The organism is Paracnuella aquatica (assembly GCF_003332885.2).
In the GTDB taxonomy this organism is placed as follows: Bacteria; Bacteroidota; Bacteroidia; order Chitinophagales; family Chitinophagaceae; genus Flavisolibacter; species Flavisolibacter aquaticus.
Window position 1 is genome coordinate 184,686 of the sequence record NZ_QOWJ01000004.1, and the last position, 13,003, is coordinate 197,688.

The 13,003-nt window shown below is 50.4% G+C and carries 10 protein-coding genes; 3 read left to right on the top strand and 7 right to left on the bottom strand.

The annotated features are described in order from the left end of the window. Nucleotides 1-243: 243 nt before the first annotated feature. The 6 genes from DRJ53_RS08420 to DRJ53_RS08445 all read right to left on the bottom strand — a co-directional run bounded on the left by DRJ53_RS08420 (nt 244) and on the right by DRJ53_RS08445 (nt 7,243). Nucleotides 244-984, bottom strand: a complete 741-nt coding sequence (locus tag DRJ53_RS08420) for a class I SAM-dependent methyltransferase (protein ID WP_114235295.1) — start codon at nt 982-984, stop codon at nt 244-246. A 124-nt stretch (nt 985-1,108) separates the two neighbouring features. Then, nucleotides 1,109-1,834, bottom strand: coding sequence for a hypothetical protein (locus DRJ53_RS08425; protein ID WP_114235166.1), 726 nt, complete (start codon nt 1,832-1,834; stop codon nt 1,109-1,111). A gap of 204 nt (nt 1,835-2,038) precedes the next feature. Beyond that, on the bottom strand, nt 2,039-2,728 hold the full coding sequence (locus DRJ53_RS08430) for a LytR/AlgR family response regulator transcription factor (protein ID WP_114235167.1): 690 nt from the start codon (nt 2,726-2,728) through the stop codon (nt 2,039-2,041). Nucleotides 2,729-2,740: 12 nt separating this feature from the next. Next, on the bottom strand, nt 2,741-4,276 hold the full coding sequence (locus DRJ53_RS08435) for a sensor histidine kinase (protein ID WP_206609741.1): 1,536 nt from the start codon (nt 4,274-4,276) through the stop codon (nt 2,741-2,743). A 235-nt stretch (nt 4,277-4,511) separates the two neighbouring features. Next, nucleotides 4,512-5,405 (bottom strand): aldo/keto reductase, encoded by an 894-nt coding sequence (locus DRJ53_RS08440; RefSeq protein ID WP_114235168.1) that lies wholly within the window; start codon nt 5,403-5,405, stop codon nt 4,512-4,514. Nucleotides 5,406-5,683: 278 nt separating this feature from the next. Continuing rightward, complete coding sequence (locus tag DRJ53_RS08445) at nt 5,684-7,243, bottom strand: carboxylesterase/lipase family protein (protein WP_241558498.1); 1,560 nt, start codon at nt 7,241-7,243, stop codon at nt 5,684-5,686. 274 nt (nt 7,244-7,517) lie between these two features. Between DRJ53_RS08445 and DRJ53_RS08450 the strand changes: the two genes are divergently transcribed. The 3 genes from DRJ53_RS08450 (at nt 7,518) to DRJ53_RS08460 (ending at nt 11,458) form a co-directional block, all read left to right on the top strand. Next, nucleotides 7,518-8,909 carry a 3-keto-disaccharide hydrolase gene (locus tag DRJ53_RS08450; RefSeq protein WP_114235169.1) on the top strand — a complete coding sequence of 464 codons (1,392 nt, stop codon included), beginning with the start codon at nt 7,518-7,520 and terminating at the stop codon, nt 8,907-8,909. Nucleotides 8,910-9,026: 117 nt separating this feature from the next. Continuing rightward, nucleotides 9,027-10,382, top strand: a complete 1,356-nt coding sequence (locus DRJ53_RS08455) for a Gfo/Idh/MocA family protein (protein ID WP_114235170.1) — start codon at nt 9,027-9,029, stop codon at nt 10,380-10,382. Nucleotides 10,383-10,423: 41 nt separating this feature from the next. After that, the gene (locus tag DRJ53_RS08460) at nt 10,424-11,458 is read left to right on the top strand and encodes a DUF6807 domain-containing protein (RefSeq protein ID WP_114235171.1); all 1,035 of its coding nucleotides are present in this window, start codon (nt 10,424-10,426) and stop codon (nt 11,456-11,458) included. A 110-nt stretch (nt 11,459-11,568) separates the two neighbouring features. Here the strand turns inward: DRJ53_RS08460 and DRJ53_RS08465 are convergent, their stop codons facing one another. Beyond that, nucleotides 11,569-12,939, bottom strand: coding sequence for a Gfo/Idh/MocA family protein (locus DRJ53_RS08465; RefSeq protein ID WP_114235172.1), 1,371 nt, complete (start codon nt 12,937-12,939; stop codon nt 11,569-11,571). Between the last annotated feature and the right edge of the window lie 64 nt (nt 12,940-13,003).

Here is a 13,003-nt window from a genome sequence, read left to right on the forward strand (position 1 = left end):
TGCAACATTTTACCTGTACTAAACAACACATTTTATCTATAATTTTTACCCCGCAGCAGTCTTATTTGAAACGATGAGTAATGCCGCAATTACCGGCTCAAAATGTTATTGTAGATAAATGCAAGGCATGGAAAACAGGAAAGCTGTTTTGACGAAACGCACTGCAAAACCGATTTTCAAATTAAAGTAATTGCGCTAGAGCATGCCAGTTTCACGTTTAAATTTTTCCATGCACGCTAATGCTCACCCATGTATTTTACCCACACGCAACAGCAGCGGGAAGCGCACTTCGCAAATAGTTTCTTCCGGCCAGTGCTGCTGTAATTCTTGGTGTAACTGATCTACCGGGTTGAACCCATTTTGCCGAATAAAATGTTGCACTGCCGACCAAGTGGATAAATAGCCCACGAGGTGGTTCAACGTCCAATGCACGGTGTTTGCAAACTGTGGAGCGGGCAGCTCGGTGAATGGAAAGGGAATGGTGCGGTAATGCTCATCCACATACCGGCGTTCCTTGTCCCAATATTCGCCAATGACCGATGTGTAAAAATGATCAATGACGCGGTCGATGGGCTCCGAAATGGTTAGCATGCCATAGCCCACTACAAACAAGATGGCGTCCGCTTTCGCTACTCGTTTTACCTCGGCATAAAACTGCTGAAAGTTGAACCAGTGAATGGCTTGCGCCACTACAATCGCATCAAAAAACTGATCGGGAAAATTTGTTTTTTCTGCAGGCTGTAACGAGTAGTGAATGTTGGGTGCCTGCACGGCATTGTCGATCTGTGCCTGGCTGATATCAGTGGCTTCAATGTGTTGGAAAAATTGGGACAATGCATGGGCCACCTGCCCGTTGCCGGTGCCGCAATCCCATGCAGCCTGCTTTTGCGACACAGTTTGTTCAATGTATGCAAACAACGCTTCGGGGTAAAGCGGACGGTACTTTGCATATTCGCCTGACTGCACGGAAAAATTGTCTTTCATGATTGATTCATTTAAACTCATGCCTATTTGTGCACATCGCAATAAAAACAATTGCGCAATCGATTACTTACTCTGCCCTCAAAAGTTTACTCGAACAAGGTTGGCCGTTTGGCAAATTAAAAAACTAACTAAGGTTTTGATATATCGCCCTTCCTATTTGCCGCCACACAATACCATCAAATGCAAGTACCTCCACCGCATGTTCGCCGATGATGAACAAGCCAGTCCAAAATAACACCGGGTGAATTTTACCATAAGTGCGTTTGTCTACAACCCAGGAAAGTATGATGAAGCTGTCTGCAAGTACAACGCCAAACCAAATATCGGGCCTTGCTACGGAGGGAAAATAATGACGAAACCGAAACCATGCGGGCCAAAGCAATACAATCGTAGCCAGCAACAGCAGCCTCTTATGGACTTTAGGATTTTTGCGTTGCGCGAATCCTGCCCCTACAAGCATTGCAAAAATTAATGCCGTTGTAGCAATGCCAACAATTTGAGAAACTGCTGTTTCACCTAACCCTATGGACAAATCCCTGTTAACTTGGAATAAGCCTGTGGGCAGCATTGTAGCCACAATCCCAAGTGCAATAAATAACCCCAAATATCCCAGCGTTTTGTGCAACCGGAAGTTTCTGAATTTAACGGTAAGGGTTTGCACGAGAAAAAGAAAAACCCACCCAAATGCAAAGGCCGCATGAACATGAACGACGACAGGAATGGCCAGACTTCCTTGAAAAGACGGCTTAATATAGGTTGTAAAAAAGCCGATGACAACCGCCAACAGACCTATGATGCCGAAAAGTAAGTAAAAGGAATTTTTCTTTTTCTTGATAACGACCGTCATCATTGTTAGGGTACTGAATGGAGCACCCCTTTAAATATAAGCCTGTTTCTTTTTATTCAGAATGACCTGCTTGTTTTACTGTTACACTATGCGTAGATACAACCAGTCACCATTCGTAAACGTCATCCAATATCTACAACCTTTACAAGCTATAAAAAAATGCGGCAGTGTGCTCACTACTGCAGCCCTACCTATCATACAATCAAATTATTGCCTTGCCTGCTGCAGGGCCTGCACCAGGTTCTTGTGATACGCTACACTCACCGGCAGCTTTGCATTGCCCACTGTTACCAAAAAACGGTCTGCCTTTTCAATCTTGGGCACGGCCACCAAAAACGACCGGTGGATGCGCACAAAACGCTGTGCAGGCAGCCAGTTGATGGCTTCGGCAAAGGTGCTGCGCGACAATACTTTGCGGTCGGCAAGCACAAAGGTTACATAGTTGCCCGTAGCCTCCAGGTACACTATTTCATCATACATCACTTTTACCTGCTCCTGTCCCGTTTTCAGGTACAGGTGATCCGATATCTCGCCGGCATTGCGGAAGTTGTACAACTCAAACGCTTTGTTGCAGGCCTTTAAAAAGCGGACTAGTGAAAATGGCTTCAACAGGTAATCAATAGCGTCCATTTCAAAAGAAGTAACGGCATGATCGCTATAAGCAGTTGTAAAAACCAGCAGCGGCTTTTTATTGAGGCTATTGTAAAAATCAATGCCTGAAATATCCGGCATTTTTATATCGAGAAATATAAGATCGATGTTTTCTTTTTGTAAATATTCCAATGCTTGAAACGCATCTACAAAGGCAGCCTTCAACTCCAGGAAAGGCACTTTCGATGCATGCGACCGCACCACTTCCAACGCCATTGGTTCATCGTCTACCACAATTGCTTTCATACTGCCGCTGTATTATTTACCTAAGTTAACAATGAGGTGCACAAAAAAATCATTGGGTGTTTCCCGCACCACCAGTTCGTGGCGGTTGGGATACAACAGTTGCAACCGCTGCCGCACATTTACCAGGCCAATTCCATTGTTGGTTTTTTCAGGATCGTGTTGCGGCCGCTGGTGCTTGCTGTTGTACACATCAAAATAAAGCTCCGAACCTTTCAGCTCCAGCGAAATTTTGATGTACGATTCTTCGCGCAGGCTGATGCCGTGCTTGAACGCGTTTTCGATAAAAGGAATCAGGAGCATCGGCGCAATCTGCACCAGGGGGTTGATCTCTTCCGGTATCGACACCTGAATGCGGATGCTGGGGCTGGCATCGGTGCGCAGCCGCTGCAGGCTTACATAGTTTTCGAGGTATTCAATTTCACGGGTCAGTGCAATTTTTTCTTGCATGTTTTCGAGCAGCATAAATCGCATCATGTCACCCAGTTTTTGTACCCCCTCGCCGGTGCGGTCAGCGCCTTCCTGTATGGCGGTTCCATACAATGTATTGAGCGCATTGAAGAGGAAATGCGGGTTGATCTGCGACCGCAAAAAATCGAGGCTTGCAGTCGATTGCCCCAACTCTGTTTTTAGTGCATACAATTCTTCGTTGCCTTTCATTTGCCGCTTAAAAAGTATCCACACGGCGGGCCCCACAATCAGGAATTGCAAAAAGCCATTGAACAGGCCAATGCTCATGCCTCTTTCCGCATCATCACTCACCGCCGACAGCAACAAACCCGGTAGCAAGAAGCATAAAAAGCCAAGTACAAAAGTGCACAGGATGTAAAAGCGAATGGGCTTTTTGCGGCGCAATGCTTTTGGTATAATCACATTAAAACCGAGGTAGTAAAACAGCAAGGCACAGGGCACGGCAATCACCCATAATTGAAACAAAACCATCACCCTTGTTGCCGCCAAGAAAATGGCCATGATGATCCAGAGCGCCGCGGCAATCATCCATTCGCGGTTTACAAACCGCGATTTAAAATTGCTTTCGCGCAGGCGGCCAAATACCCGCAACCCAGTGTAGCGTAGCATGGTGTACCCTACAAACAACAACAACAGCCGGAAGGTGTATAAAAAGCTTAATTGCCACAAGTTGTTTTGCACCGCCTTTTCGCTGGTCATGGTGTAAAACATGTAAAACTTGAGGTAGTAATTTGTAAAAAAGATCACCAACGCTACGGCCAGCACTATTACTGCAGCCCATGCTGCATGCACCCCAGCCCGTTCGCCGCGGATGATTGCCGGCACCAGTTTAAAGTTGAGGGCAATGAATGCCGCAAACAGCACAATGTAGCGTATGAGCAACGGCAGCAGGTAATGCTGGTAATAATTAAACGGCGCACCTGCTGCCTCAAACATGCCCCTATTGGGAGCCCAGGCATGCTGTGGCAATTCATCAAATGCAGGCGCCATGAACGTGATGGCCATCAGGATAAAAATGGCGGAGAACACCCACAATTCAATGGCGGAGAAACGGTCCAGTTTCATGTCTTTGTACTTCATAGCGTAAAAATGTACCTGCAATATCTAACGGGTCCGCTCCATTGCGTTGTGCAATGTGACGGGACCGCCACTTTGTGTGACGGATCCGGCAAAAACCACAACGGCCTTTGACCACTAAAGCAAATTTTTTTTACAACAGTTTACCGCCCCAATATCACGGTTACATTTTTACGCATTCCTGAAACGATACCAACCGGATCGCCCCGTGTTATTTAATAGCGATCCGATGCGCAACTCAACTGGGCACACCCCGCGAAGCGGCATACAACTCGTACCAATCCTGGTGGTCCAGTTCAATAGCAAATGCTTCAGCAATATGGCGGATGCGTTGCTCTTCAATCGTTCCGATCAGGGGCAAAGCGCCCAGTTTTACCAGCCACGCCACTGCAAGGGATTCGATGCTGCAATTGTAGCGCACACTTACCTGCCGCAGTTTATCCTGCACATGCAGCGCCAGTATATCGGCCCCGTTGGCAATGCGGCCACCTGCCAGCGGTGCCGATGCCAGCGGCCGCATGTAGCGCTGCCTGATGTAATCGAGCTGGCCGTTGTCCAGCGCCGTAGTGTTCAGCAGATTCAGTTCAATATGGTTGGTAACAATAGGTATGTTGAGGTAAGAAGCCAGCAACTGATGCTGAAACACTGAAAAGTTGACGATGCCGATATTTTTGATTTTACCCGAATTGCGCAATTGTTCCAGCGCCAGTGCTGTTTCTTCGAGGTTGCTCAAGGGGTCGAGGTGGTTGAGTAAAAAAATATCGATGTAATCGGTACGCAGCTTGCGCAGCGATGCTTCGGCGCTTTGTATGATGTGCTTGCGCGATGTATCGTAATGTTTGATGCGTACATCGGGCTGGCTGGCGTGCGGCACCCGCAACCCGCACTTGGTGAACAGCACCACATCTTCGCGGCGAAACGAGCCTTGCGCCATCAGGTTGCCAAACATTTCTTCGCAGCCATAGTTGCCATAAATATCGGCGTGGTCAAAACCGTTGATGCCCAGCTCCAGGCACAGGTTTACCACCCGCTCCATCGTGGCGGGTGCATTCGATACTTCATTCCACCGGTAAAATCCATACACGGCCTGCGAAACCTTTGGGCCCGCGTCGCTTAGAAAAACTTGCTGCATACAATGTTGTTTATTCAGAGGGTTCTAATATACCACAGTTTATTCATCGGCGGCGCCGCAACGCCTGATCAACAACAGCAGACTTATTTTTTTTACCGGCAACAACACTTCGATGCAGCTTTACTTGCGACGCTCCGTTCATCGTTCTGCGCTTTGTGCAGCGTTGATTGCCTTATAAAAAAAGGCACCGCATTTAATGTGCAGTGCCCCTTTTTAAAATGCTTATGCGAGCTACTAACCTATCAAATTGATGAACGACATTTCTTAAAAAACAGGTCCTAATTTTTATCCATAAACAGGTAGCGGCCGCGGTGTTGTTCGGGCTCCACCCTTGTGTTTACATCTATGTGCAGCACAGGCACCGGTGTGGCACTGCTGGTAGCGGGCCATTGCGCCAAACCCTTTCCGTTCGGATTGCCGGTTTTTACAAAGTTGGCAAAATACTCCTGCATCGTTTTCGAAACCTTGTAGTCCTCGGCTTTCCATGCATACACTTTATTGGTAGCGAGGTTGCCCATAGCATACTCTATTTCAGCCGAATGCACCGCGCCTTTTGCAGCTGGCTGCGGAGTAGCCGCTGCATTGCGCTGCACGCCACCGGCAAGGCCCGGAGCTGCATTACCCATTTCGGGAACCATCTCGGGGCGGGGCCGCTCGTAGCGATAGCGGTACACCGGCTTGGCCGCGGTTTGCGCATGCAGGTCGGCCCACTTCCAGGTGCTGTATGCAATAAAGCGGTCGCCTGCCAGGTCGGTGGCCACCGCCTCTACATCGGCGTCGGTTGCCGGGTTGTACACTTGCAACACTTCAGCTGCTTTATCGGCATACAGCTTTTGCACTGCTTTTGTAAAGTTTTCCTTCGTCAGCGCCTCGTTGCCCATCACCATGCGGTAGTTCATTTCCTCACTGTTCCAGCCCACCAGCAGCGGCACTTTTGCCTGTTCGCCTTTTTCAAAAGTGCGCATTGGATTTTCTGTAAAAAAATAGCCATCAATTGTGCGGTTGAACCGGAAGGGACCAAACTGCGTAGAAGCCTGCAAAAGCGCATCGGCGGGTACGGCCCGCAATGCTGCCAGCGAATTGGCTTTTAACGCCTGCGCAAAAGCAACGCCAGTTTCCTCGCCTTCTTTCAACGGCACCGCCGGCAGCGCACCCAGTATAGATCCGCTTTCGCCAATGGCACCGGCAATGAGGTGGCGCGACAAGGGCGAAACCATTTGTGCACTTACTGAAATAGAACCGGCCGATTCACCGGCGATGGTCACTTTTTTTGGATCGCCGCCAAAGGCCGCAATATTTTGTTGCACCCATTTCAGCGCGGCCGCCTGGTCGAGCAGGCCATAGTTTCCCGAACCTTTATACGCCGCTTCCTGGCTCAGCTCGGGGTGGGCCATAAAACCGAAAGCACCCAGGCGGTAGTTTACCGTAAGCGCTACCATGCCCTTAGTAGCCATGCTTTCGCCATCGTAGCGCGGCTCCGATCCATCGCCGGCCACAAAGCCACCGCCGTAGAAATAAACCAGCACGGGCAGGAGTTCCTTGCCTTTTTGTTGCGGCGCCCACACGTTCAGGTACAGGCAGTCTTCGCTCATGCCATTGGAGCGAAAACCCATATCGCCAAAAATTGGTGCCTGCATGGCCCGCGGACCAAACTGGTCTGCCTTGCGAACGCCCTGCCAGGGCGCAACAGGCTGCGGCTCACGCCAGCGCAGGTTGCCTACCGGCGGCGCAGCAAACGGTACGCCTTTAAACGAGCGGACGCCACTTTTTTCCAGCGTGCCTTCCACCACACCGCTGGCGGTTTTTACCTGTAGTGCAGACGTTTTGCTTTGTGCCATTGCCGGGAAAATTAAGGGGACTAGGAGGAGTGAAACAAGGATTTTTTTCATAACAATCATTTGGCAAGTTCAATGCGTTTATTTTACACAATCTAAAAATAAATCGGCAACCGGTTCCAGATTTTCATATTGCCGGGCACCGGAGCAAATACCGGTTTTGCAGGATGTCGTGCAGTCTTTGTGCAAATTTCATCGGCCACATTCCTGTTTATGTAAAACGATTGCGGTATTTTCAAAACTTCAAGTAACACCCCTTGCAAAACCTCTTGCCATAATGAACAAAAGATTCTTTTTGTGGGCCGTTGTATTGTGCACATTGAGCGCCGCAGCGCACCAACCCGGCCTTGCCCAATGGAAGCCGCTCTTTAACGGGAAAGACCTCTCCGGCTGGAAACAACTGAATGGAAAAGCCAAGTACACCATTGAGCGGGGCGAAATTGTAGGTACCACAGTTTTTGGCGAGCCCAATTCGTTTTTAGCCACCGAACGAGACTACGGCGATTTTGTGCTGGAATTGGAGTATAAAGTGGACAGCACGATGAACTCCGGCGTACAGTTTCGCAGCCTCAGCAAACCCGATTACCAAGCCGGCCGGGTGCATGGTTACCAGTTTGAAATTGATCCCTCACGGCGCAGGTGGACCGGTGGCATTTATGACGAAGCCCGCCGCGACTGGCTGTACCCGATGGACCTGAACCCCGCTGCCAAAGCGGCTTTTAAACAAGGCCAATGGAATAAACTGCGGGTGGAATGCATCGGCAACCATATCCGCACATTCGTCAACGGCGTGCCCGCTGCCTATGTCATTGACGATGTTACGCCCAGTGGTTTTATTGCGCTGCAGGTGCACTCCATTGGCAACAAAGCCGACGAAGGCCGGCAGATCCGATGGCGCAACATCCGCATTCAAACGGAAGGGCTAAAGCAGCATCCTTCGGACAATATTTTCGTGGTGAACCTCCTGCCCAACCAACTTTCGGAGCAAGAGCAAAAGAACGGCGTGAGCCTGCTATGGGATGGCAAAACCACCACCGGTTGGCGTGGTGCGCATAAACCTGCATTTCCGGCAAAAGGCTGGGAAATAAAGAACGGCGAGCTGAACGTACAGCCATCGGGCGGCGCCGAAAGCCAGAACGGCGGCGACATCATTACCGAAAAACAATACAGCGCTTTTGTGCTGCAATTTGATTTTAAACTATCGGAAGGGGCCAACAGCGGCGTGAAATATTTTGTTACAGAAAAAGAACAGTCCGGCGCATCGGCTATTGGGTTGGAGTACCAGGTGCTGGATGATGCCAAACACCCCGATGCAAAACTCGGCGCCGCCAACAACCGTACGCTTGCTTCGCTGTACGATTTGATTCCATCGAACCGTGAGCCCCGTGCCCGCCGCAAGATTGGCGAATGGAACCGCGGCATGGTGGTGGTGTACCCCAACAACCGTGTGGAGCACTGGCTGAACGGCTGGAAAGTGCTGGAATACCAACGCGGCACACCGCTGTACGATGCATTGGTGGCCCGCAGCAAATATGCGCAGTGGCAGGCCTTTGGCATGGCGCCCAGCGGACACATACTGTTGCAGGATCACGGTGATAAAGTATCGTACCGCAGTATTAAAATAAAAGAACTCAAACCCGGCGATGAGCCGCAATGCAACTGCCAATAAAAGTCAAAAGTTAAAAGGCAAAAGCAAAAAGTAAGCACTTCTAGTTTACAATCACTTTTGGGTTTTGACTTTTCACTTTTGCCCTATCATTCCATTACAATTCTAAAAACACTTTGTATGTCTTCCCGCAGAGATTTTATAAAAAAAACCGCCAAGGCAACCGCAGGTGTGTACATCGGCACCATGGGTTTTTCGGCAAAAAGCTATGCCCGCATTTTGGGCGCTAATGACCGGGTAAATGTAGGCGTGGTTGGCTACTCCGACCGTTTTCGGCAAACACTCCTGCCTTGCTTTTTGCACCACAACAAAGAACTGAATTTCGACATCATTGGCGTGTCGGACATTTGGAAGCTGCGCCGCGAGGAAGGCAGTGCATTTTTAAAAACACAGGTGGGCCACGATGTGCAGGCTTATGTAAACAATGATGAACTGTACCGCAACAAGGACCTCGATGCGGTGATCATTGCCACCGCCGATTTCCAGCATGCGCTGCACACGGTTGAGGCGATTAAGGCCAACTGCGACGTGTATTGCGAAAAGCCTTTTGCCGAAACGATGGACGATGCGAATGCTGCATTAAAAGCGGTAAAAGCCTCGAAACACATTGTGCAGATCGGGTCGCAGCGGCGCAGCGGCGGCAACTATAAAAAAGCGGCCGAGTTCATCCAAAGCGGCAAGTTTGGCCCCATTACCATGGTAGAACTTACCTGGAACGTGAATCAGCCCGGACGCTGGCGCAGGCCCGGATTGCTCGATAAAATAAGAGAGCAGGACACCGACTGGAAGCGCTATCTGATGAACCGCCCATTTGAAGCATGGGACCCACGCAAATACCTCGAGTTTCGCCTGTTCTGGCCGTATTCATCGGGTCTGCCCGGCCAGTGGATGAGCCACCAGATCGATACCGTACATTGGTTCAGCGGGCTGAACCACCCACGCAGCGTGGTGGCCAACGGTGGCATTTATATGTGGAAAGACGGGCGCCGCAACTGGGATACGATGACAGCTGTTTTTGATTATGGCCCCGACAATGATGCAACCAAAGGATTCCAGGTAACCTTTGCTTCGCGTATGCATAACGGTGATGAACGACCCGCGGAATTGTATTTCTCCAATGGCGGCGAACTGAACCTGATCACCAACCGCGTATCACCCACCGGTGGGCTGCGCGAAGGCCATGCCTCGGCCATGAACATGCAACCCAACCTGTTGCCCGAAATGAGCCTGGCGGTGGAAGAAGCCAAAGTAATTGCTTCGGCCAACACTGGCGGCGACTCGCTGAGCAGTGCGCATATGCGCAACTGGATGGAATGCGTTCGCAGCCGGCAGCAACCCAATGCACCGGTGGAAGCAGGCTACAACCATTCCGTTGCCACCATCATGACCAACGCAGCAGTGCGCTCCGGCAAAAAAGCAACCTTTGATGCCAAGAGCGGACAGGTGCTGGTGGATGGTAAGCCGTTCCGCTATTAATCGATGCATCTTTTTCTTGCACCAACTTTTGCTTTTGCCAAATGAAAAAATATCTATTGCTATTTGCGTTGCAATCAGCCGCTATGTTATCCAATGCACAAGCCGGTTTTACCCTCGTGGAAAAGGCCGGTGAAAAACAGGTGGACGTGTTGCTCAACGGCAACCTGCTTACCTCCTACCGCTACCAGGATTCGGTGAAAAAACCGTTTTTATGGCCGATCAAAACCCTTGATGGCATCACGGTTACCCGTGGTTTTCCGCTCGATCCAAAACCCGGCGAACGCACCGACCACCCGCACCACGTAGGCTTATGGATGAACTATGAATCGGTGAATGGACTGGACTTTTGGAACCACTCCACTGCCATTCCTTTCGAGCAGCGCCATAAGTATGGTACCATCATCCACGATAAGATTGTACGCAAGGAAAACGGCCGCGACAAGGCTTCAATTGTTTCCACGGCACGCTGGGTACGCCCCGATGGTAAGGAACTGTTGCAGGAGCAAACAGCGCACAGTTTTCATACAAAGGGCGGGCAACTGTTTATAGACCGTACCACCACGCTTACCGCAAAAGACATCACTGTTGATTTTAAAGATGTAAAAGATGGTTTTTTCGCCATCCGCGTGGCCCGCGAGTTGGAGCTACCATCGCAGCAGGCCGATATTTTTGTAGACGGCAACGGCAATAAAACCGAAGTGCCCAAAGTAAACAATGAAGGTGTGACCGGCAACTACCTCACCAGCGAAGGCGTACAGGGCGATGATGCCTGGAGCACCCGCGGCCGCTGGACTTTACTCACCGGGAAAAAAGACGGCAAAGATGTGGCCATCGGCATACTCGACCATCCCTCCAATGTGGGCTACCCGGCTTACCGGCATGCCCGGGGTTATGGATTATTTGCCATCAACCCATTGGGACAAAAAGTGTTCAGCAATGGAAAAGAAGAACTCAATTTGTCGCTGAAACCCGGCCAGTCCACAACGTTTCGCTACCGCGTAGTGGTGGCATCCGGCAAGCCGTTGGTGGCTGCTGAAATGAACCAATTGGCTGATGCATTTGCAAAAGAAAAATAGAAGTAATTGTTTTAGGTAAAATAAAAAAGGATGCAGGTAACTGCATCCTTTTTTATTTAATTGATGATCGCTTCAATCAACGATTGATCATCCATTTTCTCAACGCTTGTTTATCTATTTTGTCCAAACGGATGTACCCATGGCTTGCGATAACTGCGGGCCAGTAAGGCGGTGGCTTCCGCATCGCCCAGTATTTTTTTACTAACCGGGTCGTAAGCAAGCGGGCGGCCCAGTTGCATGCTCATGTTGGCCAGGATGCAACTAGCCGATGAAATATGTCCCTGTTCAATATCGGCAACCGGCCGGCTACCGGCCTGGATGGCTGCCAGAAAATCTCGCATATGGGCCCTTGTGGCGGGTGCCGCATGCAGTTCAATCCTCGGCTCTTTCAAGTCTTCGGGGTATTGTTCCCGTTCGTACACCACATCTTTTTTGATGCGCTGTCCACCTGCACCAACCGGGATAAATTCCCATTTATGCACATCGGCTTTTAGTGTTCCTTTGTCGCCATGCAGCATGAAAGCCCATGGGTATTCGGGATCGGAAGGATTGCCCCAAGCACGCTGCTCCCACACGCAGTCCAGGCCATCGTATTTAAACACGGCGGTTTGTGTATCGGGTGTGTTGCTTTTGCCTGCTTTATCTACATAAATGCCACCGGTTGACCAGACGGATGTTGGCCAACCCAGCCCCAGCATCCACCGCACCGAATCGAACATGTGCACACACATATCGCCCATGATGCCGTTGCAGTATTCCATAAAAGTGCGCCACCAGCCGCCGTGCGGCAGTTTATCAAAAGGCCGGAGCGGTGCAGGGCCGGTCCACATTTCATAATCGAAATGTGCAGGCACGGGCTGAACCGGCGGATTCCCATTTGCCCGCATGGGATAAAAACAACACATTTCCACATGGTGTACTTTGCCCAACAAGCCGGCGTCAACAATGGTCTTTTTTGCATCCACCAGGTGCGGCGTGCTGCGGCGTTGAGTTCCTATTTGCACCACGCGGTTGTGCCGGCGTGCAGCGGCAAGAATGGCCTCTCCTTCCAGCACATCTACCGATACCGGTTTTTGCAGGTACACATGTGCTCCGCTCTTAATGGCGTCGATCGCCATCAACGCATGCCAATGATCGGGGGTACCAATGAGCACGATGTCGAGTTTATTTTCGGCTAGCATTTGCCGGTAGTCAGCATAGAGCTTCGGCGTTTTGCGTGATGCCTGTCGCTGCGCCACCATCGCACCAGCTTCTTCGAGGTGGTTGCGGTCTACATCGCACAAGGCCACCACTTCCACCGGCGCTACCTGGATTAGCCGGAACAGGTCGCTTTTACCATACCAGCCGGTACCAATCAGGCCTACGCGGTGGTTGCGTTGCAGCGGTGCGGTGCCCAGCCCGCTGGCGTGCAATGCAGACAAAGTGAGTGCTGCGGCTGCGCCTTTCAGCAGGTGCCGCCGGTGTAGTAAATGTGCAGGCATGGCAAACGTTTATTTGGGAAAATAAACAATAATAAACATGCAGCGGCATTTGAATAAGGTAGGC